The sequence below is a fragment of the Desulfurispirillum alkaliphilum genome (genome assembly GCF_055378285.1).
On record NZ_AP042405.1, the window covers coordinates 794328 to 821024 of the forward strand.

The following is a 26697-nucleotide window of genomic DNA, read 5'->3' on the forward strand; positions in this document are numbered from 1 at the left end:
ATGGATACTTCATACCTCATCATTCTGGCCCTGCTGCTGGGGGCCCTGGCCGCCACGGTTCCCGTGTTCATTGTGCTCTTTTTCGTGGGGCTGACGGGACTGGGCTACTTCATCGGCATAGATCCCATGATCGTCATCGAAGTCCTCTACCGCAGCATGGACAAGTTCGCCCTCATCGTGGTGCTCTTCTTTGTCCTGTGCGGCAATATCATGACCACCGGCTCCATTGTGGAAAAACTCATCAAGACTGCCAACGTGCTGGTGGGCTCCCTGCCCGGTGGCCTGGCCATGGCCGGTATTCTGGCCTGCGGCTTTTTCGGGGCCATCTCCGGCTCCACGGTGGCCACGGTGGTGGCCATCGGCGGCTTTATGATTCCCGCCCTCATCAGGCACCGTTATCCCGAACAGTTCAGCATTGGCGTCATGACCACCGCACCCATTCTGGGCGTGGTCATCCCTCCCTCCATCGCCATGATTCTCTACGCCATGGTGACCAATGTCTCTTTGGAGGCGTTCTTCCTGACCGGCTTTATGCCCGGCCTCCTGATCATGGCAGCCATGTCCCTCTATGCCTACTTCTACTGCCGCCGCCTGCCCGATATTGACCTGGCACCCAAACCAAGCCCGGCAGAAGTCTTCAAAACCCTGAAGGACAGCTTCTGGGCGCTGATGCTGCCGGTGATCATCTTCGGCGGCATCTACTCCGGCCTCTTTACCGCCAACGAGGCTGCCGTGGTGGCCTGTTTCTACGCCTTTTTCGTGGAAATCGTCATCCACCGCGACATGAAGCTGACCCAGGTGAAAAAGGTGGTGGTCTCCTCGGCGGTCACGTCATCCACCCTGCTGATCATCGTGGCCGGCGCTTCCGTATTCGGCGAATACCTGACCTTCGAGCAGATTCCGGGGCAGATCACCAATGCCGTGGTCTCCAACATTCACTCCCAGTGGATCTTCCTGCTGGCGGTGGGGATTATCCTCCTGCTCATCGGCATGTTCATGGATATTATCTCGGCCACTATCATCCTGACCCCCATCCTCTACCCCATGCTTTCGCGCTTCGGCATCGACCCCATGCACTTCGGCCTGCTGATGACCGTGAACCTGGGTATTGGCTACGCCACACCGCCGCTGGGAGTCAGCCTGTACATCGCCGGTACTGTGGCCAACCGCAATATTCTCTACGTCACCAAAGCCGTGGCCCCCTTCCTGCTCATCCAGCTTGGAGTACTACTGGTGCTGACCTTCTGGCCCGATTTTGTGCTGTTCCTGCCGCGCTGGCTGTATGGGTACGGAGGGTGAGTCTGTCACTTTTGACCCGCCAAAAGTGACGCAAAAGCGGCCCCCAGTGCTTGCAGATTTCTGCCATCAGCTTGTCTGAAACTGGGGCCGCAAACAACCGTCATCCCTGACTGAGTTTGCGGTCGCCGCCCTCATGGCGACGACCCTGCGGGCGGCCAGCGTTTCAGTCGGCACTGACTGGCAGAAGCAAGCACACGGGGGAGATTGAGCGTAGCGGGCGAGCGCGGCATTGCCTTTCTTTGTGTGAAACACTCTTTATCAACAGATCACCCCAGGAGCACTGTTATGGATGTCAAAATTCTGGTTCCCGTCGACAACTCCGATACGGCCCGCCGCACTCTCAGTATGATCATCGCCCATAAGGAGCAGTTTCCCCCGAAACTGACCCTGCTCTATGTCATCAATATGGAAAAGCTCACCTATCGCATGATTCCCGACTTCCAGGTGGATATGATCCGTGAGAACGCGCGGCAGTCCGGCGAGGACATGCTGCAAAGCTATGCCGCCATTCTTGAGCGGGCGGGGATTGCGGTGGAAAAGCGCCTGGAGTTTGGTTCGCCCCGTGAGCGCATCAGCCGCATTGCCAATGATGAGGGCTTTCAGATGGTGATTATGGGCCGTCGCGGGCGGGGGGAAGTGAGTGATGTGCTGTTCGGCTCAGTGGCCAACTATGTACTGCATGCGGTCAAGTGCCCGGTAATGCTGTTCTGAGACGGTACTCTTACAGGGCCACCACTCGGTTGCGCCCGGTCTGTTTGGCGATATAGAGCGCCCGGTCGGCACGCTGGATCAGCTGATCGTGGGGCTCGCCCAGCTGATATTCCGTGACTCCGAAGCTGCAGGTAATTGAGCCGATACTCAGTGGCGCCTGCTCTACTGCCAGGCGCAGCTGTTCGGCTTTCATACTGGCATCATCCAGGCTGGCATGGGGCAGGACAATGATAAACTCCTCCCCTCCCCAACGCCCGAAGGTATCACTCTGGCGCAGCATGTTCTTGATGAGTTCGGCAATCTGTCGCAGCACCTCATCTCCCCGGTTATGCCCATGTTCATCATTGATCGCTTTAAAGTGATCGACATCCAGGAAAATAAAGCTCAAGTGGCTGCGGTAGCGCTGCGCCCGGGTGGTCTCCTTTTTCAGGGTTTCACTGAGTTTGTAGCGGTTATATACCTGGGTCAGCGGGTCAAGCATGGAAAGCTGCTTGACTTCATAGAGTTTGATAATGGTCTCCTCAAGTTCACGATGCCCGGTAACATCTTTGAGAACCGCGATATAGCCATCGCTGTCCGGCAGGGGACAGAGGTAACTGTCAACCCATATCTGGCGGCCATCACGGGTCAGAATCTTCAGCTCCCCCTCCCAGCGCTCATTGGCCAGGGCCATCTCCCAGATGCGCTGAAAGTGCTTCCCGGACATTTTTGGATGACGAATCAGGCTCAGGGGTTTGCCGAGAAGTTCACTGCGATCGTAGCCACACAGGCGCGCAAATCCCGTGCTCACATTACCAATCACTCCATGGGCATCCAGCTGGCACAGGCACACATGCTGATCCAGTACCGGGAAGAGGAATTCCGGGTCGGGGAAGTTCTGAAAGAACGTCGGGTGCTGGTCAGGGTGTTTTTTCAAGTCTATGCCTTTGAGGACAGATAGAGCAGCGGGGCTACGTCAAGGTTGACGTTTTCGGGGTCAATGGCGCGGGCCACCTTGATATCCGTTTCCAGCTTCAGATCGCGTAAAAAAGGGCGAGGAACCTTTTTCCCGCTGCCATCCAGGGCAATGGCCACCCGCGGAGCCGTGGGAGCTTCGGGAGAGTGCTGGTTCACCACACCCACTTCACCCGTGGAAAGTTTCACAATGCTGCCGATGGGAAAGACACCGATATAGCGTACCAGCTTGTCCACCAGTTCCGGATGGTGGACAACTCCCTTGCCCTGCAGCAGTTTCACCAGAACCAGGGTCGGATTCTCGGCGCTGCGGTAACTGCGACTTGAGGTCATGGCGCAGTAGGCATCGCACAGTCCAACCAGGGCTCCTCCCAGGGATATCTTGTCACTGCCCAGCTGGCGGGGATATCCGGTGCCGTCAAATCGTTCATGGTGCTGCAGCACATAGAGGAGGACTTCCTGGGGAAAACCCTTCTCCTGCAGCAGTCTGGCTCCAATGACGGGATGAGTCTCCAGCAGCCGGCGTTCATCATCGCTGAGTTTGCCGGGTTTACTGAGAAGATCCTGAGGAATGCGCAGCATGCCGATATCCGCCAGCAAAGCTGCCGTAGCCATATGAATGGTGGGCTCGCGGCGCGCCTTGTTCACATGGGCTGCCAGCACCAGGCTAATCAGGGTACGCCGCAGGGCATGCTGCACCTGGGGAGGAAACTGCTTGTTGACCATTCCGCTGAGGCTCAGCAGGGTACGGTAGTTGCGCAGGTAACTCTCCATGAGCTCCTGCAGGTGGCCGGATATCTGGTCCGGGGAGAGGCTGGCTGCCTGGCCCCGGCTGATCTGCTGTGAGTTATTGTGCAGCAGGGTCGCCAGAAAATCATAGGAGGCGCGAATAATCCCCATCTCATGGCGATAGGGAGTTTGTTCGGTCTGCCCCGGCTCCCAGTCCTTCAGGCGCTCCTGGGACTGCGGATTGCGACGCTTGCCTTTGTATACGACGATTTCGCGAATACCCGCGTCCTTCAACCGCTTGACCGCAGGCGAATAGAGGCGGATTCCCTCTTCCACAACCAGGTTGCCGGCATCATCCCGAACCTCCTCAGCAGTGGTATATCCCAAGCTCATGCTGTCAACTTTTATGGTTTTTTTAAAATCCATTGTGTACTATCCTGTTACAGAAACGCGTTGCGAAGTGGAAACTGAAAACTGACTGCCATGTTGAATATCTGCAACATATCATCCCGATGGGAAAACCTGAACGATACCGAAACCACAATCGCCGACTATAACCAATTCCGTCATCAATTGACAAGTGCAGGAAGTGGTTTTTTTCACTGGATGATACACGACTACGAGGAGGAATTATGCCTTTATCGCTGAAAAGCCTGTTTTCGCACCTGGAGTCCATCGCACCCCTTGAGCTGGCCGAAAGCTGGGATAACTGCGGCCTCCTGATTGGCGATGATAACCAGCGCGTCGGCACCATCCTCCTGGCTCTGGAACTGACTCCCGCTGTACTGGATGAGGCGACGCGCTGCGGCGCCGGGCTTGTCATCACCCACCATCCGGTACTGATGAAACCGGTAAAGAAACTCTTGACAAGCCCTTCCTCGGAAACAGCCCTGGCAACCGAAGCCCTGCGCCGCGGCATCCAGGTCTACTGTGCCCACACCAATATCGATATCGCCTGGGGAGGGCTTAATGACTACCTGTGCCAACTGCTGCACATCAAGGTGCAAAGTCCCCTGGTGATGGAAAACGTCGACGAACTCTATAAGGTGATCGTCTGCCTGCCCCGGGATGAAGACGCCCTGGAGAGCATCTCCCAGGCCATGTACAAGGCTGGCGCAGGCGTTCTGGGCCCCTTCACCCATCGCGCCTTTATCTCTGAAGGTCGCGCCACCTACAAGAATCTTGACGACCACCGCGCCAAGATGAACGAAGAGTGCAGCGAATTCCGCCTGGAAGCCACCGTCCACGTCAATGACGTGGAGAATGTCACCAACGCCATTTACATGACCCATCCCTACCATACTCCACCCATCGACCTGATCCCCCTGAAGACCGGACGCGCCTCAGTGGGTCTGGGCCGTATCGGCAGCTTTGAACAGCCGAAAACTCTGCCAGAGCTCGTTGAACAGCTAAAAAAGACCCTGGGCCTCACCCACGTGAGTGTAGCCAATGGTGGAGCGGAGCAGATCAGCCAGGTGGCTGTTGTCACCGGTTCTGGCGGATCACTGGTCAAACAGGCCAGCAAGGCAGGGGCTGATGTCTATATCACCGGAGACCTCAAATACCATGACGCCATATGGGCCATTGAAAATGGCCTGACAGTCATCGACTGTGGGCACTTCGGAACTGAGCGCATTTTCAGTGATCTGATGGAAAAAATTATCTGCGACGCCTTTCCCACGGTCACGGTGGTAAAAAGCAGCTGTGAAGCCAACCCACTGCAGGTGTGGTGAAACCATGGGGCGCTTTCCCATCCTGACGGTGTCTGCGCTTCTGCTGATCTGCGGCCTGCTGAGCTCCTGTGAGCGAAACCCCTCTGAGGTCAATGCTCCCAGTACGCGGATAATACGTGAAGAAACCCTGGTCATCGGCGTCCTGCCGGAGAAAAATGTCTTTGAACAGCGTCGCCGCTACCAGCCCCTCACCGAATACCTTTCCGATGTCCTCGACATGAATGTTCGCATCAAACTGCTGGACAGTTATGGTGCCATTGCCCGCGAACTGGAAGAACAGGTTATTGATGCCGCCGTTCTTGGCAGCCTCAACTATGTGCTGATGCACGAACGAGGATACGTTCTCCCCGTTGCCCGTCTGGTCGACCTGACCCATGGAGCAGACTACCGCAGCATCGTGTTCACCCGCCACGATACCGGCATTACCGAAGATATCCGCAGCTGGAAAGACAAGGACATTGCCCTGGTGCATCCGGCAACCCTGGCGGGTGCACTCTTTCCCCGCTGGTATCTCTATCAGAGTGAAAAAATCGATATGTCCTGGTATTTCAACACGGTTCGCTATATGGGAAGCCACGACAGCGTCGTGCTGGCGGTGTATAACGGGCACGCCCACCTGGGAGCCGCCAAAGATGATGTCATTCGGGCCATGCAGAGCGACTGGCCTGAACTGCAGGAAGGCCTGCTGATATTAACCATATCCGAACCGGTCCCCTCCAATACGCTCTCCCTGCGCAGTGACCTGGCGGACATCCTGCTGGAGCGCCTGCAGGAAACCCTGGTCTCCATGCATACCTATCAGCAGGGAATCACGGCCCTGCAGCAACTGGAGGCATCCTCGTTCGTGGCAACCCGCGACGAGGAATTCGACTCGCTGCGCGTTATGATGTATGAACTGGGAGTCGATTCAAGCCATTTCAGCTTTGCCGATTAGGGGAGCCATATGGAGAGACGTTCGTGAAAAAGAAACTCTTTGTCGGCCTGGGCCTGGCCATGCTCCTCTTCATCATGGGAGCGCTCATGGTGCTGCGCCACCTGGAAACCATCATCGTCAACCAGGGTATTGCCAGCGAGCAGAACGTGATCATCAGTATCTACAATGAGATGCTCTATTTCATGCGCAGTGCCCAGGCCGAGCTCTACCGCCATCAAGCCGGGTACAGCCGCAATATCGACGACCTGGTTACCTACATAGAGTCCTTTGAAAACAACCGCCATATCCTCTCCTCACAGTACCAGAACCACTTCGGCGACGTCACCTGCATGCAGTGCCATCCGCGTATTGAGCAAAGGCTGCTCAGTGTCAACAATATCTTCTTCGATATCGATGAACTGCTGGAAGAGTACAAGCGGGATGTCAGCGTCCTCATCACTACCCGCGACCCACTGCAGCGGCAGATTCGCGAACAGATGGCCACCCAGAACGGGCAGATTATCACCAGCGCCCTGGAAACCGCCCACCACGCGGCCCATGAAATGTGGCTGGAAGTTCACAGCAACAGTAATCGCATCATCGAACGCTCACGCCACGCCATCCTGCTCTCCATCGCCTTCACCCTGCTCTTCTGCGCCAGCATCTTTCTGGTGGTCATTCGCGGAATTACCCGCCCGGTACAGAACCTCATCGGAGGTATCCAGACCATTTCCCGGGGCGACTTCTCCCAGCGGGTCGAGGTGAAAACCCGCGATGAAATCGGTATCATGGCCGAAGCCTTCAACACCATGGCTGAGCGTCTGGACAGGATTCACCGCGAAAAAGACAGCCTGCTGCAGGAACTGCAGGAATTGAACGAAAATCTGGAGCACCGGGTGGAACAGGCGACAGCCGCCCTGAGGGAGACCCAGGCCCAGATGGTGCGAGCTGAAACCCTGGCGGCAGTGGGAACCCTGGCAGCCGGAGTCTCCCATGAGGTCAGCACCCCCCTGAACGCTATCACCGGCTTCTGCCGTATCATGCTTGAAGAGGTGGATGAGTCCCACCCCCTCTACGAGGACCTGAAGGTCGTTGAGCAGGAAGCGCTGCGCTGCCGGCGCATTGTCCAGAGCCTGCTGCAGTTCGCGCGCGTTCCCTCCCACAGTACCTCCCTCGCCTGCGTCAACGAGCTGCTGGACGAAACCATGACCCTGGTCTCCTACCAGACGGCCACCAGAGGCATTACCATCGACAGGGACTTTTCCTCCGACCTGCCCGACGTATCGGCAGACCCCATGCAGCTCAAGCAGGTACTCCTCAATATTGTCCTGAATGCCATCCAGGCCATGGAGGGCAGGGGCAGGATGCACATTCGCACCTTCACCCTCAGGGATACGGTCATGATCGCTATTACCGACAGCGGACCCGGCATTCCCGCCGAGCAGCAGCAAAAAATTTTCCAGCCGTTCTATACCACCAAATCCGGCGGCACTGGCCTGGGACTGGCCATATCCTATGGCATTATCAAGGAGTATGGCGGCGATATTCTCCTCGAAAGCGCGCCAGGCAAGGGAACCACCGTCACCATTACCCTGCCCGCCTATCAGACTAACGAACAGGAGCATAAAGATGACACAGATCCTGATTGTTGACGATGACCAGGCCATGTGCCGTCTCCTCAAGCGCCTCCTGCAGAAGGCAGGCATGGACGTTGTCTGTAAAAGTGACCCCCATGAAGCGGTAGACGTTCTCTCCCGCCAGGAGTTCGACCTGGTGCTCTCCGATTTCTATATGCCACAGCTGACAGGCGAGGATATTCTCCACCACGTCAAAAACCTCCAGCCTGCCACCGACGTCATCATCATGACCGCGTTTGCCTCCATTGAGCATGCCGTGAATGCCATGCGCAGCGGAGCCTATGACTACATTGTCAAGCCCTTCCAGAATGACGACGTGCTCCACGCCGTCGGACGCGTGCTGGAAAAGCGCAGGCTGGAGCGGGAGAACACCCTCCTGCGCAGTCAACTGGTCAGGACCAGCAGCTTCCACGATATGGTGGGAAAGTCCGCAGCCATGGAGCGCCTGTTTACCCTGATCCAGAAGGTCTCCCAAAGTGACGCCACCGTTAACCTGCAAGGAGAGAGTGGCACCGGCAAGGAACTGGTGGCCAGGGCTATCCACCAGTGTGGGCCACGCAGCTCCAAGCCCTTTGTGGCCGTTAACTGCAGCGCCCTGCCCGACACCTTGCTGGAAAGTGAACTCTTCGGCCACGCCCGAGGGGCCTTCACCGGCGCTGCAGAGGCGCGCCAGGGGCTTTTTCAGCATGCCGATGGCGGTACCCTCTTCCTGGACGAAATCGCCGACACCAGTCCCGCCGTCCAGGCCAAGCTGCTGCGGGTACTGCAGGAGAAAAAAGTGCGACGGCTGGGAGACAACATGGAGAAGGGTGTGGACGTGCGAGTTATCACCGCCACCAGCCGTGACCTCAACCACCTGATGGAGCAGGAAGCCTTCCGTGAAGACCTGTTCTACCGCATCAACGTCTTTCCCATCGCCATCCCACCCCTGCGTGAGCGCCGCGAAGATATTCCCGTGCTGGCCGAACATTTTCTGCAGGGGCGCAAGCGCCTTGAAACCCGCACCATGGATATCCTGTGTGCCTATCACTGGCCGGGCAATATCCGTGAGCTGGAAAACCTGATGGAAAGGCTGTGTGTCTTCATTGAGGCAGAACATATTCTCCCCGATGACCTGCCTGCGGAAATCCGTGGTTCCTCCCGGCTGCCCATGGATGCACAGCTTCCCTATAACGATGCCAAAGAGCAGGCTCTACGTGAATTCCACCACGAATACCTGGGCAGCATCCTCAGCCGTGCCGGAGGAAATATCACCCAGGCAGCACGCACCCTGAATCTGGATCGCGCCAATCTGCAGCGTCTGCTGCGCCGCTACACCATTGACCCGGATACCTACCGCTCCTGAGTCATTTTTGACCCAGGAGCGTTCCCGGCTCAGGCACAGGCTATCTTCTTTCCCTCAATCCCCATCCGCCCATACCAGGAACAGCTCGCTTTTTTTCAGGTTTTTTGCCTGAGACAATCAGGTCAGATCTGACGCACCACTTCAAAATGCACCAACACAACCAACGAAAAACAAACACTTTACACATGTGAAAAAATTGGCAATTCGTTTGCTCTCTCACCAGCAGGAGAAGCGCAAGGAGGTCTACACATGTACAGGCTACTGCTGTTTGGGATTATCACCGGATGCGTTCTGCTGCTGGCGGTGACCCAGTCCATGGCCACCTATTTTCTGCCCTGACAGTGCGTCGGGGAAATCGTTATTTTTCAGGAGGAGATTCTATGCGAAAACACTGGTTTATCGCCTTGCTGCTGGTGCTGTTCAGCGTGTCAGCAGCCTCGGCCAAAGACTACATGACCTGGAAGACCGAAGGCTTCGTGGGAGCCGACGGTTGTAAAATGTGCCATGCCGGCATTCACAACGACTGGTCCAAGAGCTGGCACACCATGAAGACCGAGTGGGGCCCTGCCTACCCCGACATTTACTACAAGCAGGCAAAAGATCGCTATCCCTGGGGCAGCGAAAAGATCTACCCCTGGATCAAGCGCGACTGGGACAAACTTGACACGTACATGATCCTGGACCGCAAAGATGCCAACACTAACTACGTCTCCACCACCAAGGTAAAATACGAAGAGGTGGAGCTGATTATCGGCAGCCAGCGCAAGCAGCGCTATGCGGTATACTACGATGGCTCACCTGACAAGGCGTGGCTGGCCCACACCAAGGATGGTGGCATCTCCTGGACCCTCGACAAGTCCACAGTCGTTGACTATCCCGGCAACAAGGATCGCGCCGGCTACAAGTTCCTCTTCATTGAAGTAACGCCGAAAGATGGCGTTATGAACAAGAACAACTATGGCACCTGGCGTTCATGGCAGGAGCAGTGTATCGCCTGCCACGTTACCGGATTTGACGCCGAAGCTTGGTATAAGGCTGTTGACGACTTCAAAGTCGGCAAGCGCCCCCACCTGCGCGACACCTTCGCCGTTGACACCAGCGTCTCCTGTGAAGCCTGCCATGGTGCCGGTGCCGAGCACGCCCGTCGCCCTTCCAAGGACAACATCATTAACCCTGCCAAGCTGACTGATACCTCAGAGCGCATGGTCACCTGTAACCGCTGCCACACCCGCGCCCAAACTAACACCATGTACGGCAAGGGCTCCAACGACAACCGTGGCTTCGTACTGGGCAAGCATTCCTATGAAGATGTCATGCAGTACACCCGCCCCGCCTGGGGTAAGGGGAACCGTCAGACCTCTATTGACGGTAAAGGCCGCCGTGACCACCAGCAGGATATGGACCTGATGCTGAGCGCCACCATTAAGGGTGATCACAGCACCCATGCCCAGATGGCTTGCTTCGACTGCCACACGGTCCACAATGTGGGCAATAACCCCGAAAGCCCATGGCTCTTTGACAAGTCTCCCGTGGAAACCTGCGCCAAGTGTCACCTGGGTCAGGCCGAAAAAGTGCTGCGCGCCTTTGATGGCCGCACCGGCTGGCCCCGCTACGGCTATGGTAACTGGGACAACGAAGGTGGCCGCGTCGCGAACAAGCAGCACATCTTCAACCTGGATGAAGAGGGTCGCTCCTTCGGTCTCTCCCCCGATCAGTACCACTGGGCTCTGAAAAAGGGTGGCGACGCCAAGAAGGCCGCTGACTGGGAGTCCATCTGGCCCTGGGAAAAGGCTGCCATGGAAAAAGATGGTCGCACCACTTTCGTGGGAGCTGATCCGACCAAGCGCTGATACGGACTCTCCAAGACGTCTCCTGTCTATCTCCTTAAAGCCACGGGGCAGAGAACATTCTCTGCCCCGTGTGTTTTTTCGGTGGACTGCTTTTCGATTTCTTTACCGTTTTCTGACATTCTCTTGCTGAATATCTTCTGCCCCGGAGCTACTGTCCAATGGTTTGCGCACTGGCTGAAACACCACTGTCAATCGCTACATCAGCAGGGGAGAGATCATGCTTGCAGGTTTCTGGGAGGAGTGTCTGGCCTCCATCGACTACGCCTTTCAGCCCATTGTCAATCCCATCACTGGCTCCATCTTCGCCGTTGAGGCTTTGATCCGCAGTGTCGGGGGCGAACGCACCTTCGGTCCCTGCCGCTCCATTGACGATTTCTTCGACACTGCCTTTCGCGAAGGGGTGCTTTTTTCCCTGGATGTGGCCCTGCGTCGCAAGGCCATTGAAAAGTACCTGCAGATCCCTTTTCACCGTAAGATCCGCCTCTTCTATAACTACGACCATCGTATGACCAAGATGTACAACTACACCCCCAATGTCATGGAGCACATGATGCAGGAGTACAGCCTGCCCGTGGGAAATCTGTGTATGGAGCTGACGGAAAAGCACAAGTACGACTACTCCAATGCTGCCCTGGCCCTGGATCAGGCTGTGGGCAACAGCAAGGAGCGGGGGTTCCTGGTAGCCATTGACGATTTCGGAGTCGGGTATTCGTCCTTTGAGCTCATGTACCATGCCGATCCCGATTTCATTAAAATTGACCGCTTCCTCATTGCCGATATTCACCGCGATCTGAAAAAGAAGTCATACTGCTCCCATATTATCAGCCTGGCGCACCTGCTTGGCATCACGGTCATCGCCGAGGGAGTGGAGACCGAAGCGGAATACTCTCTGTGCAAGGAGATGGGGGTAGATCTTATCCAGGGATACCTGGTGCAGTACCCCACCAGCAGCATCGAGGATATCTGCCTGGTGTACGAGAACATCCAGGCCCTTGGCCAGAAGCACCGGCGCAGCACCTCCGAGGATATGGCCATACTTTCGCGGGAGATCTATCCCATACGGCCCATTCGCATCAACACCAGCATGAAAGAGCTCTTCGCCACCTTCCAGAACAATCCCGAGGAGAGTTTCTTCCCGGTCGTGGATGGCAACGACTTTCCCCTTGGCCTGATCCACGAACGCACCTTCAAGAAATTCATCTACTCGCCCTATGGCAAAGAGGTTCTGAGCAACCGTTTTTTCGACCAGTCCCTGCGCAAGTACCTCACCGAGTGCCCCATTGTGGATATTCATCTGCCGGTGGAGAAGATTCTGGCCGTGTTCGTCAACAACACGGAATCGCCGGGAATCATTGTGACTCGCGACCAGTCCTACTGCGGTTTCCTGTCGGCTTCCAGCCTGCTGAAAACCCTGAACGAAAAGAACATGGCCTACGCTCGGGAGATGAATCCCCTGACCAAACTGCCCGGCAATATCCTCATCAACAATTTCATCAACCAGGCCTGCGAGGACACCGGAAATATCTACTACCTGATCTACTTTGACTTTGACAACTTCAAACCCTTCAACGACCGCTTCGGCTTCCGTCAGGGCGATCGCGCCATCATTCTCTTCTCGGAACTGCTGCGCAAGCGTTTTATCAGCTCCTGCTACTTTATCGGGCACATTGGCGGCGACGACTTTTTCCTGGGAATTCAGGTTCCAGAGCACGAAAGGGCGGAAAAAGATGACACCTTTGTGGAGCGCAAAATCACCAAAACCATCCGCAAGTTCATGGACTCCATTGAGCCTTTTTACCAGGAAAACGAGTTGCTGCAGGGCCAGTACAGCGCCCGCGATCGAGAGGGAAACCTGCGCACCTTCGACCTGCTCAGCGCCAGTGCTGCTGTCATAAAACTTCCCGCCGCTTCTCGTTCTCTGGCACAGGAGGATCTGGCGGAAGTCTTCGCGCGACTGAAAAAAGAGGCCAAATCCCGTCCCGAGCGCATTGCCATGCACGTATCTGCAACTGCTGAAATTATCGCGCCGGTATTGCCGGGCTGATCTGGCTGCCTGCGCACCACTGCCGATAGTGTCGCAGAATAGCCTGCTCGTCCATCTCACCTTCGGCGTCGCTGCGTTTTTCCAGATAGCGGTAGTATTCGCGCAGGGTGACAGCATCCAGGTGAATACCTGCCCGGTTCAGGCAGTCCTGCAGAACAGCGGTTCCCGACTGGCTGGTAAAGCGCAGCTGCTCTCCATCGGCCCTGCCCACGGCGCCGGTGACAAAGGGAAGATAGACGCCCCGCCCGCTGCGACTTTTTATGGCCCCATCCTGATGAATACCACTGCGATGGCTGAAAACATCGGATCCGATAATCGGCGTTTTCGGGCCAACGGCAATGGCACTGAGTTCGGCAACCTCCCGGGCCGTTTCAAAGATGTACTGGCGCTGGATGCCCGTATGCACCCCGCTGTTTTCCAGAGCGCAGACCACCTCATAGAGGCTGGCATTGCCAGCGCGTTCACCAAGGCCATTCAGGGAAACTTCCAGTTGGGTGGCTCCAGCAAAGTAACTCTCCACGGTCGTTGCCGTCGCCATTCCCAGGTCATTGTGGCAGTGCACCGCAAAGGCCGCCCTGCCGCGAAAGTACTCCATCACCTGTCGGGCAATTTCCACGAAGACCATGGGGCGGAAACGCTCCACCGTGTTGGGCAGATTGATCACATCGGCGCCCTCTTCAATGGCGACCTGAAAGATATCAAGCGCCAGGGCGATATCATCCAGGCAGTCGCCGAAGTGCTCACCGGAAAACTGCACGCTTCCGCGTTTTCCCGCCAGACGACGGGCGTGACGGACCGCCTGGCGAACTGCCCTGGCAGCTTCATGGGGGGTGCAGCGCAGCACCTGGTTCACCACGGAGGGACTGACGGGGTAGACAATGTGCACCCGCGGCTGCGCCGCATGACTGACTGCTTCCCAGGAAGCATCAATTTCGGCAGTGCGCGCCCGCGAAAGGCTTGAAATAACCATGCTGGCCGGAGCTTCCTGGGCCAGGGCGCAGCAGGCTTCAAAGTCCACGGCGCTGGCAGACGCGAAGCCAACTTCCGCACCAGGTACCTCAAGGCGGATCAGATGCTGGAAAACCTGCTGCTTCTGTTTGAGGCTCCAGGGACGTGGCAGTGCCTGGTTGCCATCGCGCAGGGTGACGTCCAGAAAAAAGGGGGAATGGGGCGTGTGTGAGGCAGGAAACGTTTCCATGGGGCTCTCCTGTGCTGCTGCCCCAGGAGAAATGTGCTTTCAGGAGTGCCTGAAAAGAAAAAACCCACTTCCCTTGGGGAAGCGGGTTGTGTTGTGGCAACGTCCTACGCTTCCCGGTATATACCCAGAAGCAGGAGTAGAGACACTGATGGATGGTGAGGGGTTACGTCTTTCATAGTGGCAAAGGATATAGAAGGAGCCAGCCCAGAAGTCAAGAAAATAGTGTGAGAAAAGTTTCTGTCCGGTTCATTTCCCGTTACACTTCCAGTACAATAGGGCACGGAATAAACTCGCAAAACAGAGCCACAATACCCGAACATGAAACCCACAGGAGCCAGCGTACCTCCTGCGTCACCGCAGATGGGGTTTTCTGCAGCCTGCTTCAGGAGGAGCCTATGTATTTACTGAACGCCCAACAGATGGCCGCCATGGATCGCTACACCATTGAAACCCTGGGAATACCAGGAATACTGCTGATGGAAAATGCGGGTATGGCTGTGGTGCGCGAAATCAATGCCCGCTTTGATAACTCTACTCCTGTCAGTATTCTGTGTGGAAGCGGGAATAACGGGGGTGACGGATTTGTCATTGCCCGTCATCTGCACCTTCAGGGATATCCGGTAACCGTCTTCCATGGTGGTTTACCCCAAACCAACGACAGCCTGATGAACTTCAGGCTGATTGAAGGCCTGGGAGTTTCCATGTTCCCTCTGGAACACTTCCTGGAAACAGATCCCGTCCTGGTCATTGACGCCCTCTTCGGCACCGGATTGAGCAGGCCCCTGGAGGGATTGAACGCTGAACTCCTCGCCAAAGCCAGTGAGGCACCGTTTCGCATTGCCGTTGATATCTCCTCGGGGGTCTGCAGTTCAACGGGCCAGATCCTGGGTGTGGCTTTTGAGGCTGATCTCACGATCACCATGGAGTACCCGAAACGCGGGCACTTTCTCAGCCCGGGTGCCGAGTTCACAGGCGAGCTGGTAGTGGCGCCCATCGGCATATCGCCCCAGGGTCTTCCAGGCCAGGCACCCAGATTGCTGAGCTCTCTGGAACCAAAGATCCCACACCGCAGTATCCTTGCCCACAAGGGATCGTGCGGCCATGTACTGTGCGTGGGGGGCAGTACCGGCAAAGCGGGTGCCATCCGTCTGGGAGCCAAAGCGGCATTGGAGTGTGGCGCCGGACTGGTGACCGTTGCTTCCCAGAAGGAGACAGTGCGGTCGTTACAGATCAGCGAGCCGGAAATCATGTGTCTGGAGTTGCCCGAGGAGAATTCCGGCGCTCTGCGGGAGTTGTTTGAGTTCCCCGCCGACGCGATGATCATCGGACCCGGAGGGGGCCGTCAGCTGAGTAATCTGCTCTTTTATCGCGACCTGCTTTTGAGTGCGGAGTGCCCCATTGTCCTGGACGCTGATGGCCTCTACTGTGAGGAAGCGGAGCGGGACATGGTTCTTGGAATACTGCGCAAACGAAAAAGTCCAACCATTCTGACCCCCCACCCCAAGGAGTTTGAGCGACTGACGGGAATTTCCACCAAATCCCTGGAGCCACGCAAGCTGGATGCAGTGCGGGAATGGGCCGAGGAACTGGATTGCTGCATTGTGCTCAAGGGCACCAGAACCACCATTGCCTCTGCCCAGGGGCAGGTGCTCCTGCTGGACGCTCCCAATCCGGCACTGGCCAAAGGCGGAAGTGGAGATGTGCTGGCGGGTATAATCGGTTCCCTGTTGGCCCAGGGTTTTGATATCTTTGAAGCGGCGGTGGAAGGCTGCAAAATTCACGCGCTGGCTGGAAAAATAATGCAGCAGCAGTATGGTAACCACTCCGGTGGACCCATGAAACTCATTAGCCATCTTTCGGAAATTTTCAAGGAGTATACTGATGAAAACTATTATCAAAACCAGTAACGCACCAGCCGCCATTGGCCCCTATGAGCAGGCTATCGCCTATAACGGTACTCTGTACTGTTCCGGACAGATTCCCCTCACCCCTGCAGGAGATATGGTTGAAGGTGATGTGGCTGATCAGACCCGCCAGTGTCTGGAAAACCTGGCAGCCATCTGCAAGGCGGCGGGGACAGGCTTTCAGAATGCGTTGAAAATCACTATATTTCTGACAGATATGGCTGATTTTCAGAACTGTAACGCAGTTTATGCGGAGTATTTTGAAAAAGCAAAACCAGCTCGGGCATGTGTGGCTGTCAAAGCGCTGCCCAAAGGGGCAAAAGTTGAGATCGAGGGAATATTCGCTCTCGAGCAATAGTAAATCGCCTAAAGACGTACCACCTGCCCGAACTCTAGGGGCAGGTTTTCCCCTTCAATAGTGGTGAGAATAACCTGCTGATAGGATTGAAGGATAGCAGCTACTCGTTTCAATGCCGCAGCATCAAGACCTGCGGCAAGATCATCCACCAGGAGAACGGGCTCTTTCTGATGCTGCTGGATCAATTCGGCCTGCGCCAGTTTCATGATCATCGCCACCATCTTCTGTTGCCCGTAGGATGCGTACTTTCCTGCTGAAAGTTCATCTATGGTAACTGTAATCTCATCCTTGTGAGGACCTATCAAGGTATATCCATAGCGCTTCTCATCGCTGTATTTTTTTTCTAGAGCGCGAAGAAATGCCTGTGTATCCGTATATTCATCATCTCCGGAATTTATATAAGTGATGGAAATACCTTTTGGGTAATCCATTTGCGAAATAATGGAATTCACACTCAGCTGCAGCTGCTGGGTATATTTTTTCCGATATTCGTGAATCTGAAGTGCGTACTGACAGAGCAGATCGTTCCAGTAGGGAAGCGTAGAATGGTCTTTCTGTCGCAGCAAGGCATTGCGGTTTTTGAGGATACGGTGAAGATATGAGAGTGTGGAAAGGTACTCGGGATGCTGTTCAAAGACTCCGCGATCAATGAATTTGCGACGCATTCCTGAGCTGTGAGCTACCAGATCAATATCCTCTGGGGAAAGGACAAGTACGGTGTTGATATTAATATACTGAGAGAGACGCTCTGGTCGGTGTTCACCGATCAGGAGTCTACGCACATTTTTATGGAGCAGAAATGTCTGGAGAATGTGACGATCATTTTCCAGGGTGAGGGAAAAACCGTCACTGCCTTTGCGGACACATTCACGCAGAGTGTTTGTGCGGAATGACTTGCCATTGGCGCAAATGGAAACAACCTCAAGAAAAGAGGTTTTACCGGAGCCGTTTACACCGCAAAGGGCATTAATACCTGGGGTAAACGACAAAACGGCGTCTGCGATGCATCTGAAATTTCGTACCCTGGTTTCAGTCAGCATGACAGGTCAGAGGCGGTTGGGCATAAGCACATACAGAGTCTGTTCGTCTTTTTTATTATCTCCGGGGCGAATTACGCTGACGGAAAGTGATTCATTCAAAGCCAGGGTAAAGGTCTCCGACTCAATATGATTAATAATTTCATTAAAGAGACGGACATTATAGCCAATTTCAAAATTGTTTCCTTCATATTCAATTTCAATGACTTCTCGGGCGTTGCCATGTTCCTGGGATTGAATAGTAGCAACGAGAATCTTATCTTCAACAGAAAACTTCACTATTTTTACGTTCTCATTCACGAAAATTGAGAGGCGTTTCAGGGTTTCCTTGATTTTTTTGGTGGATATTTGCAGGGAAACGGGACACTCATCTGGAATAACCTTGCCGTAAGGGGGAAACTTCTTTTTCAGCAGATTGGTTTTGATGGTGTCCTGCTGTGTGGCGAATACGATGGCGTTTTCATCAATATGCACCTTGATATCTTCATCGACATCGGTAAGGACTTTCACGATCTCATTGAGGCTGTTGCGGGGGATGACAACTTCATTGTCACTGTACTGCTGATCGGTACTTATGGCACTGAGCCCCAGTCGGTGACCATCGGTGGCAACGGTGGTGATCTTGTTCCCCTGGAGTTTCAGCAGGGTTCCGTTGACACCGAATTTTGTCTGGGTTTCGGTGGAACAGAAGAAGGTTTTGATGAGAATATCTCGTAATTTCAGTGCGGGAATGACAACTGGGCTTTCACCGAGCTGCAGATCAAGTTCAGGAAAGAGTGTGGGATCAGAAGTGAAAAGCTTGAACTGGGTTTTCTGGCAGGCGATGGTGAGTGTGTTATCAACCCGTTCAATAATGACAATATTGTTTGGAAGTTCTTTGATGGCTTCATAGAACTTCTTTCCATTGACGAGTACGGAACCGGTTTCCTGAATATTGGCACTGATCGTACTGGTAAGACTGATATTCCTGTCTGTACTGTTGATGCGGATCAAGTCGCTTTCTGCTTTGATCTGGATATTGGTGAGGATGTTATTGGTGATGTTTTTTGAGTTACAGATTCCATGAGCTTTGAAAAGGGTCTTTTCCAGATCTTTCTTTTCTATTTCAAATCGCATTTTCCACCTGTCTACTATTATTATAATTATATCCTTATTACAGTAGTAATAGTAATAAGGGGGTTGATAATGGGGATAGCTCGCTAAGGTTTTTAAACCACATGGATTATCAGATCAATAAACTGTTGGAAAGTATAGAAAGTTTTCCACAGAATCACAAGGCACAAAACTTACTCACAGTTTTTTCCCTTTATACACAGGTTATCCACTTTACTGATTGATAATTTGATTTTCAATAGATTCCAGCTCCACTTTAAAGTTATCGTCATTGGATGACTTGGCTTCGACGGTTTTGATGGCGTGAACCACGGTGGAGTGATCGCGCCCGCCGAACTCCCGGCCAATCTGGGGCAAAGACATATTGGTGAGCTTGCGGCAGAAATACATGGCAATATGTCTTGCGTGGGTGAGCTCAGAGGAGCGGTTTTTCGATTTCAGGTCGTTGGTTTTGAGGTTGAAGCGCAGGGAGACCTGACGCTGGATGTCTTCACAATTCACGACCTTGTCGCTGTCCTTCAGGATGTCCTTGAGCACATTCTTGATAATGTCCACTGTGGGTTCAACGCCAGTGAGGTGAGCGTAGGCACTGATGCGGTTCAGGCAGCCTTCAAGTTCCCGGATATTATGCTTGATGGCCTTGGCGATAAACAGTGCCACTTCATTGGGCAGGTACATGTCGATGGATTCGGCTTTTTTGCGCAGAATGGCCATTTTGGTTTCCAGATCCGGTGGTTGTATGTCAGCGATGAGTCCCCATTCAAAGCGGGAGCGCAGTCGTTCTTCCAGGTGTGGGATTTCCCGGGGAAACTTGTCGCTTGAGAGCACAATCTGTTTTTTCTCACCATGCAAAGTGTTGAATGTATGGAAAAACTCTTCCTGGGTGCGATCCTTGCCGGCGATGAACTGGATGTCATCGATGAGAAGGACATCCACGTATCTGTATCGTTGGCGGAACTCCTCAATTTTCCCGTTTTTCAGGGCATTGATCATCTCGTTAGTGAAAACTTCGCTCTGCACATACATGATTTTGGCACTGCGATTATCCTGGTAGATGGCGTTTCCCACTGCCTGCATCAGATGGGTTTTCCCGAGTCCAACGCCACCGTAGATGAAAAGCGGGTTGTAGGTGATACCGGGCCCATTGGCTACGGCCATGGCAGCGGCGTGGGCAAACTGATTGGATGAGCCGACGACAAAGCTGTCAAAGATGTATCGCGGGCTGAGAATATGGCGAACATCACTGTGAAGTTTTTCCTTCTGTTGCGTGGGCAATGGTGCGGTTTGTGTCACAGAAGTTTCCAGTGCCGCAGGCTCATGGGCAGGTTCCTTTTCAGAAACTTTGTCCACCTGCTGCTCCACGAGGATATTCACGCGGTACGCTTTCTTTTCCAGTTTTTCTATGGCACCGCGCAGGGTTTCCAGGTAGCGCTCCTCCACAATATCTTTCATAAAGCGTGAAGGAACGTGGAGGGTCACGGTATCATCACTTTTGTCGTGGAAATGCATGGGTTCAATCCACGTATAGAAGTTCTGTTCCGATATCTGGGTTGAAAGTAAGCCGAGCACATTTTCCCAGAATTCATTGGTGGTCATTCGGTAATCCCTTGTCGTGTATTCTGTTGCCCGTGAACTTCAGGCGTTTTGTGGCAGTGGTCGATAAGCGGGAAGCTGCTCTTTTCATCATGGCTTCTGACAGTGGCAAGCATCCGGACAAGTCGATGATCACTGGAAAATAGGGCTATACACTCTATTTTTCCTATACTATGATAGGATCATAGCGGAACGGTTGTTTTATACAGGCGAAACCTGTAAAAATGTCCGTTGAATTTGTATCTGCTTTTGCCGGAAAAGTAAACACTGGCCAGCGGGCGAAGTGACTCCAAATGGACAGGAAGTACATGGTTTATTCCCCTTTGCACCTTATCCGTGCCCTGATTGCTGTCTTTGTGCTGAGCGGATTCGCCCAGGGAGCCACAGTCAGCTTTAAAGTGGAAAAGGATGAGGATGGCAGAATCCGTGAAGTGGTTTCCTTTGTCATGGATCAACCGGTTCCTTATATTGTAAGGGATTATACTATTATTCAGCAGGTGCTGGTAGAAATTCCCGGCTTCGATGTTGATATGCCCGAGATAATTTTCAGTAGTGTTAACTCAACGCTGGTGGAAAAGGTAACCTCCTATCGAGGGAACCTCATTATTCACCTCAGACATGTTCCGGTCACCATTTCCGATCGTTTTGATAACGATCCCTTTGTTATCCAGGTTATTCTTGATGCCGATCGGCGGCGTATATCCCAGGTTCAGGCCAATGTAGCCCAGTTGCTGCAGTCACTGGCTCAGGAGATGCAGATAACTCCTGAAACTCCCGTACTTACCGGGCCGGTTTCCCCCCAAAGCCCCATGGGGCCAGGTTTGACAGAAGAAGACCTCTATCAGCTGGAGCTGCGTAGCAGTGCTATCGGAATGCTTGACCCCTATCGCAGTGATCGCCAGCTCAGGGAATTGAATACCCCTGACGCCATAGCATTGCGCCAGGCCTACAGTTATTTTGGGGAAGGCAATGATCTGCAGGCTTTGGATGAGCTGCTGTATATTATCCGGGAGCACCCGGAATCACCTCTGGTGGAGGAAGCCACTTTTCTCCTGGGTGATGCCTATCATAATATTCCCCAGGAACCACCGGGAGTACAGTTTCGTGACGCCATTACCGTGTATGAAAAGGCTATCGATCTGTATCCTGGCAGTCGCTTTGTTCCCCGCGCCATTTATGGCATAGGCCAGTCCTATGAAGCCCTGGGCAACCCGGCAGCCGCGAAGTTTCACTACGAGATGATTCCGTCACCAATCGTCAATGAGTACATAGGTCCGGCACTCCTGGCAGTGGCGCGGCTTGAACTTGAGCAGGACAGTGTCCGTGGAGCCATTGAGGCTATGGAAACACTGCTGCAGTACGACGAAGATCACTGGCGCATGGAAGCCCTGCGCCAGTTGACTCGGCTTGAGTTTAAGGCCGGCCACTATCAGCGCAGCGCCGATTACTTTACCCGCCTGCAGAATGAGTACTCTGAACTTTTTACCTTTGATCCCCAGCTTCTCCTGGAAGCAGCCCAGTCCTACCACCAGGTGGGTGAATTGCGTGAGGCTGCCTGGAATCTGCAGCGAGTCATCAATGTGTATCCCCATTTTGATGGTGCTGCCAAGGCTTTTCTTGAGCTGGCGACCATTCACCACACCGTGGGCAACACCGACCTGGCCCAGATGTTTATCAGTGAGCTGACGGGAAAGTACCCCGATACCCTGGATGCCTCGCGCGGGCAGCTGCTGCATGCCAGAATCCTGATGGAGAAGGATCTGTGTGAGGATGCCATGGGCCTGTACTCCCTGGTTGAATTTGGTATTCACAGCGCAGAACTGGAAAAAGAGGTTATTCTCGGGAAAATTGACGGTGAGATCTGCCTGGCCAATTATGAAGTTGCCGAGAGCATGGCCAGAAGTTTCCTGCGCAGTTTTCCCCTGGCCGATGAAGCGGAGGAGGTGCGCTCCAAGCAGCACCGGGCAGTCTACCTGCGGGCCCTGTTTGAACATGAAGAAGGGAACTTTCGCGTTTCCTATGATCTGCTGCGTACGTATCTGAATAATCAGCCCCTGTTGCCTAACGACGAGGAGAACCATGCTGCCATTGTGGAGCTGGCCCAGGAGAACTTTGTCATCATCGGTCTTGCCATGATGGATGAGGATCCCTATCGGGCGCTGGAGCACCTGAAGCGCTATGCTGGACTCTATAATGGCGAAGCCAGACACGAAGAGGTGGAGCGCCACATTCGCGATCTGCAGCATCGCCTGGCTCATAAAGAGATAGATGGTCTTCAGTTTCAGCGGGCCATCAGCCGGCTCAATGAAGCGGTGCAGAACTATGAAACCGGGTATCGCAGTGCTGACTTCCGTGATCTGCGTGTCTACGCTCTGTTTAAACAGGGAGAATTCTTTTTTAACAACGGTAACTACGAGGATGGATCAACCTACTTCGACCGCATCTTCTCCGAATTTTCCGAAACCCCCTACGCCGCCATGTCCCAGCGTTTTCTGGTGGCAGCTGGCAAAGGAAATGTGCTGCAGGCCTTCAATGCCAGTAACTATGTGGAGGCTATAGACCAGTTTCACGTGTATGAAAAATACCTGGCCATGAGCCCGGAAGAGTATTTTGAGGCGGCCAAGCTGGCTTCCCTTGCCTATACGCGCCTGAGTTTCCATGATCGCGGGTTGGAGCATATCAACGACATGGAGCAGGTGTTGCCTGCGGCCTATTCGGAAAAACTGGATGACCTGCGGGCGCTCAATTACTGGGGTCTGCAACAGTATGAGCGGGTCGTACGCGCCCTGGAGCCCAGAATGGAGCGGGATGAACCCCTGATGGTGGAAGCCTATGAAGCCTTGGCGAACGCTTTCTCCCGTCTGAACCGCTCCGACCGCGCTGTCGAAACCTTCCTGAAAGCGGCTGAGCTGCTGAGTGACGATGATCCGGCCCAGAGTCGGCGCATGCGCTTTGAAGGAGCTCAGCTGCTGCGCAGCCTTGGCCGGGATGACGAAGCTCGCCAGCAGTACCAGGATATTGTTGATAACTACGAGATCAATCCCACCCTTGATCCGGTGGTGGTTGATGCGTATCAGCAACTGGTCAGCATGGCGGCGGCGCAGAGTGACCACGAGACCGTTATTGGCCTGAGCGAATCAGCGCTGCAGCTGTTGAACGGTCATGAAGAAGCATCATCCGAACGTATCCTGTACTTCATGGAGCAGCAGGCGATAGCCTATCAACGCACGAACCGGGTAGCGCAGGCCATCACCATCTACGAAAGCATTTACGAGCGAAGCCCGGAAAGCGTTACCGGGCTGCGGGCCAAACAGGAACTCGACTCCTACGAGTGGAACCGGCGTATGCGGGAACAACTGCGATGAGTGAGCAACTGGATCTTCAGGAACTCATGAAGGCCATGGACTACTTCAATGAACAGTCCAGGCGCCTGACCGAATCCTACGCCAAACTTGAAGATGAAGTTGCCAATCTGAATCTGGCCCTCGATGAGAAAAACCGCTATCTCACCAATATTCTGGAGAGCATTTCCAACGGAGTGCTTGGGCTGGATGCCGATGGGACCATTACCGTGGTGAACCGCGCCGCCAAGGAAATGCTGCTTATACAGCACGATGACGATATCCTGGGGCGCAATATCTGGCACCTGTCCATCTTCAGCGATATCCTTGACTCCTGCGAAGATCTCACCAGCGATCACCTCCAGAACTTTTCCCGTCAGGCAACCCTTTATCTGCCGGGCCAGAAGCGTCGAGTTATTGAGTACAACCTGACGCCCCTGGAGGGAAGTGCCGGAACCATCCTCTATTTCCGCGACCTCACCCGCATCATCGAGCTTGAGCAGCAGGCGGCCCGCAACGAAAAGCTGGCAGCCATGGGGGAGATGGCCGCCAATATAGCCCATGAGATCCGCAACCCCCTGGGTTCCATCGAGCTCTTTGCTTCCCTGCTCTTTCGCGATCTTGCCGATGACAGCAAAAAACAGCAACTGGCTGCCAATATTGTCAGTGGAGTACGCAACCTGAACAGCGTCATCAGCAATCTGCTGCTCTTCACCCGTAATCTCAGTATCCAGAAAGAGACCTTTGACGCGACGGCCCTGCTGGACGAGGTATTGAAGTTCAGCGAGCATCTGAAATATAAAAAGAATATTCGCACCATCAGAGAGGTTGCTGCCGGCGTCGAGCTGCACGGAGATTTTGACCTGCTCAACCAGGTGTTGCTCAACCTGGTGCAGAACGCCGTCAATGCCATCGAGGAAAGTGGGACCATTGCATTGACGGTAGAGCGCGATACCGATTCCGATGCCTGCGTACTGCGGGTGGAGGATGATGGCAAGGGAATGGATCAGGAGACGCTGCGCAAAATTTTTATCCCCTTCTACACGACCAGGGCCAGGGGCACCGGGCTGGGCCTTTCCATCGTCAACCGCATTGTCGAGGCCCATGGGGGAGTGCTGAATGTTGAATCTCAGGAAGGTTTGGGAACGACTTTTACCATCAAACTCCCCGGATGCCCCCGGGGATAGGGCAACAACCCGCGATACCGGCCTGCATCATGAGCAGATGGCCAGTGGTTATCTGCGGAATCAGGGTTTTGTCATCCGCGCCACTAATTATCGCACCCGCAGTGGTGAAATTGATATAGTGGCTCTGGATGAAATGACACTGGTTTTTGTCGAGGTACGCTTTCGCTCTCACCCGGCCACACTGGCTGAATATACGGTTGATCGCACCAAGCAGCGCAAGCTGTGGAAAACCGCTGCCCATTACCTGCGTCAGCATCCCTGGGACGGGGATGTGCGCTTTGATGTCATTGCCATCAATGGTGCCGCTCTTGAACACTACCAGGATGCCTTCAGGGGGAATGAATGATGATATGGAAAGCATGGAGTAAAGAGATTTTTGAAGAAGCAGCGGAGCAACTGAAGCTGATACTGTTGATGCTGGTTTCCGACTTGAACAGTTGCAGTATGGACGCACAGTTTCAGCCAGGTGCCCAGGAAGCCTATACCCTGGAGGAAATTGAACGCAACTTTCTCCCGGTGAAGGTGACCGTAGAGGAACGGCCCGACATTGAGCTGCTGCTCAGTCCCGGCTATTACCCGTCCACCCTGCTGCTGAGCCCGGAAGGGCGTATCCTGTGCGTGGTGCAGCCACAGGAAAAAGACCTCTACGAAGTGCTGTTCCAGGCCCGCAGACAATATATCAATGAGGGCACCAAAGCAGGTGTTCCCGTAGGCATGCCTGCCTATCCCGTGCAGGAAGCCTTTTCCTGGGGTATGAATGAAATTCAGACGGTTATTGGCGCGCTGATGCGTTCCTGTGAACAGGAACTGCAGCGGATTGCGACACCACTGTCGGAACAGAAGACTATCGGATTCGAGGGAAAGATGCTGCTCTTTGTCACCCAGGCAGCTCTGATATTGCGCGATGAGCACCTGACCAGTCTGGCAGGGCAGTACATGGAACACATGGCCGCCGTCCTGTGGGATCCGCACAATAATGGCTTTTTTGCCTCAATACAGGGGGAAACACCCCTGCCCATCAAAAAACTCTCCCATCAGCTGGAAGCCATGGAGGCGCTGGTGAGCTTTGCTCAGCAGGACGAGACCTCTTCGCGCCGGGCTATCGAGGCCTTGCTGCAGGCTATTGAAGGGAATTTTTCCAAGGATGAGGGGCTCTATTCCACCTACTCCTCCACCACGACCATGTATACCGCCGACAATATGCACCTGCTGCGCTGCCTGTTGCTGGCACGGGACAAAGAACTTTTGCCAGCCGGACTTGAGGCGAATATCTCCCTCTTTGCGACACGCCTTGAGCAGACAGTGGCCGATGATGGCAGCGTTGCCGTTCTGCCCTTTGCGTCTGCGCGGGCATCTGTGCCCCTGTTGAGTACCCAGGTGGCCTGTGCCCGCGCCTTTTTTGCCTGTTACCGCTACAACAAAGAAACCCGCTTTCTTCAGAAAGGCCTGAGGGCACTTGGGTACGCGATCTCCCACCTGATGCTCTCCCTGGGGGGAGTATTGATGGCGAAGGATCAAAGTGACCGTTTACCGTTGTTGCGGCCGCTTGACGCCAATATGGAGTTTGTTCTGGCCTGCCTTGAAGCGGCTGAACTGACGGAAGCCTCCATGTATCGCGAGTGCGCCCGTAATGTTCTGGCCATGTTCCGGCAGAATTACAGTGGATTCGGCAATCAGAAATACACCTATGGAACGGGACTGCTGGCTTTGGTGGTCGCCGAGAACCTGCTGGAAGCAGGTGAAAGCTGAAG

The 26697-nt window shown here is 54.3% G+C and carries 20 protein-coding genes; 14 read left to right on the forward strand and 6 right to left on the reverse strand.

The features are described 5' to 3' along the window. Both ACZ46I_RS03795 and ACZ46I_RS03800 read left to right on the forward strand, forming a co-directional pair. The gene (locus ACZ46I_RS03795; RefSeq protein ID WP_464281467.1) at window positions 1-1299 is read left to right on the forward strand and encodes a TRAP transporter large permease; all 1299 of its coding nucleotides are present in this window, start codon (window positions 1-3) and stop codon (window positions 1297-1299) included. A 285-nt stretch (window positions 1300-1584) separates the two neighbouring features. Further along, window positions 1585-2010: a universal stress protein gene (locus ACZ46I_RS03800; RefSeq protein WP_226508311.1), complete on the forward strand. Its 426-nt coding sequence runs from the start codon at window positions 1585-1587 to the stop codon at window positions 2008-2010. Window positions 2011-2020: 10 nt separating this feature from the next. On the opposite strand, the gene ACZ46I_RS03805 is transcribed toward ACZ46I_RS03800, so the two are convergent. After that, window positions 2021-2926: a sensor domain-containing diguanylate cyclase gene (locus ACZ46I_RS03805; RefSeq protein ID WP_013504675.1), complete on the reverse strand. Its 906-nt coding sequence runs from the start codon at window positions 2924-2926 to the stop codon at window positions 2021-2023. Between the two features lie 2 nt (window positions 2927-2928). Continuing rightward, the gene (locus ACZ46I_RS03810) at window positions 2929-4119 is read right to left on the reverse strand and encodes an HD-GYP domain-containing protein (protein WP_226508309.1); all 1191 of its coding nucleotides are present in this window, start codon (window positions 4117-4119) and stop codon (window positions 2929-2931) included. A gap of 206 nt (window positions 4120-4325) precedes the next feature. Here ACZ46I_RS03810 and ACZ46I_RS03815 point away from each other — a divergent pair, with 206 nt between their 5' ends. From ACZ46I_RS03815 to ACZ46I_RS03840, 6 genes are all read left to right on the forward strand, one after another. After that, a complete protein-coding gene (locus ACZ46I_RS03815) occupies window positions 4326-5426 on the forward strand; it encodes a Nif3-like dinuclear metal center hexameric protein (RefSeq protein ID WP_013504673.1) in 1101 nt (366 codons plus the stop codon). A gap of 4 nt (window positions 5427-5430) precedes the next feature. Continuing rightward, window positions 5431-6360: a phosphate/phosphite/phosphonate ABC transporter substrate-binding protein gene (locus ACZ46I_RS03820; protein ID WP_464281468.1), complete on the forward strand. Its 930-nt coding sequence runs from the start codon at window positions 5431-5433 to the stop codon at window positions 6358-6360. 23 nt (window positions 6361-6383) lie between these two features. Next, entirely contained in the window at window positions 6384-7991 is a 1608-nt protein-coding gene (locus ACZ46I_RS03825; protein WP_464281469.1) for a sensor histidine kinase, read from the forward strand. After that, complete coding sequence (locus ACZ46I_RS03830; protein ID WP_464281470.1) at window positions 7969-9321, forward strand: sigma-54-dependent transcriptional regulator; 1353 nt, start codon at window positions 7969-7971, stop codon at window positions 9319-9321. The genes ACZ46I_RS03825 and ACZ46I_RS03830 overlap by 23 nt, the downstream gene beginning before the upstream one ends. A gap of 380 nt (window positions 9322-9701) precedes the next feature. Beyond that, entirely contained in the window at window positions 9702-11171 is a 1470-nt protein-coding gene (locus ACZ46I_RS03835; RefSeq protein ID WP_464281471.1) for a multiheme c-type cytochrome, read from the forward strand. A gap of 217 nt (window positions 11172-11388) precedes the next feature. Beyond that, the gene (locus tag ACZ46I_RS03840) at window positions 11389-13215 is read left to right on the forward strand and encodes an EAL domain-containing protein (protein WP_464281472.1); all 1827 of its coding nucleotides are present in this window, start codon (window positions 11389-11391) and stop codon (window positions 13213-13215) included. On the opposite strand, the gene leuA2 is transcribed toward ACZ46I_RS03840, so the two are convergent. Then, complete coding sequence (gene leuA2 / locus ACZ46I_RS03845; RefSeq protein WP_464281473.1) at window positions 13190-14413, reverse strand: 2-isopropylmalate synthase LeuA2; 1224 nt, start codon at window positions 14411-14413, stop codon at window positions 13190-13192. The two genes, ACZ46I_RS03840 and leuA2, sit on opposite strands and share 26 nt — an antisense overlap. A gap of 395 nt (window positions 14414-14808) precedes the next feature. On the opposite strand from leuA2, the gene ACZ46I_RS03850 reads away from it, so the two are divergent. Further along, window positions 14809-16320: an NAD(P)H-hydrate dehydratase gene (locus tag ACZ46I_RS03850; protein WP_464281474.1), complete on the forward strand. Its 1512-nt coding sequence runs from the start codon at window positions 14809-14811 to the stop codon at window positions 16318-16320. Beyond that, window positions 16295-16675, forward strand: a complete 381-nt coding sequence (locus tag ACZ46I_RS03855; protein WP_013504657.1) for a RidA family protein — start codon at window positions 16295-16297, stop codon at window positions 16673-16675. Before ACZ46I_RS03850 ends, ACZ46I_RS03855 begins: the two co-directional genes overlap by 26 nt. A gap of 8 nt (window positions 16676-16683) precedes the next feature. Here the strand turns inward: ACZ46I_RS03855 and recF are convergent, their stop codons facing one another. From recF to dnaA, 3 genes are all read right to left on the reverse strand, one after another. Beyond that, entirely contained in the window at window positions 16684-17715 is a 1032-nt protein-coding gene (gene recF / locus ACZ46I_RS03860) for a DNA replication/repair protein RecF (RefSeq protein WP_464281475.1), read from the reverse strand. Window positions 17716-17721: 6 nt separating this feature from the next. Beyond that, on the reverse strand, window positions 17722-18828 hold the full coding sequence (gene dnaN, locus ACZ46I_RS03865) for a DNA polymerase III subunit beta (RefSeq protein WP_013504655.1): 1107 nt from the start codon (window positions 18826-18828) through the stop codon (window positions 17722-17724). Between the two features lie 210 nt (window positions 18829-19038). Continuing rightward, window positions 19039-20421: a chromosomal replication initiator protein DnaA gene (dnaA, locus tag ACZ46I_RS03870; RefSeq protein WP_464281476.1), complete on the reverse strand. Its 1383-nt coding sequence runs from the start codon at window positions 20419-20421 to the stop codon at window positions 19039-19041. Between the two features lie 305 nt (window positions 20422-20726). Between dnaA and ACZ46I_RS03875 the strand changes: the two genes are divergently transcribed. The 4 genes from ACZ46I_RS03875 to ACZ46I_RS03890 are packed head-to-tail and all read left to right on the forward strand — an operon-like array spanning window position 20727 to window position 26695. Continuing rightward, window positions 20727-23783, forward strand: coding sequence for a tetratricopeptide repeat protein (locus ACZ46I_RS03875; protein ID WP_464281477.1), 3057 nt, complete (start codon window positions 20727-20729; stop codon window positions 23781-23783). Further along, entirely contained in the window at window positions 23780-24946 is a 1167-nt protein-coding gene (locus ACZ46I_RS03880) for a two-component system sensor histidine kinase NtrB (RefSeq protein ID WP_464281478.1), read from the forward strand. The genes ACZ46I_RS03875 and ACZ46I_RS03880 overlap by 4 nt, the downstream gene beginning before the upstream one ends. Continuing rightward, window positions 24879-25292, forward strand: coding sequence for a YraN family protein (locus tag ACZ46I_RS03885; protein WP_083806069.1), 414 nt, complete (start codon window positions 24879-24881; stop codon window positions 25290-25292). Before ACZ46I_RS03880 ends, ACZ46I_RS03885 begins: the two co-directional genes overlap by 68 nt. Continuing rightward, a complete protein-coding gene (locus tag ACZ46I_RS03890) occupies window positions 25289-26695 on the forward strand; it encodes a hypothetical protein (RefSeq protein ID WP_464281479.1) in 1407 nt (468 codons plus the stop codon). The genes ACZ46I_RS03885 and ACZ46I_RS03890 overlap by 4 nt, the downstream gene beginning before the upstream one ends. Window positions 26696-26697 lie beyond the last annotated feature (2 nt).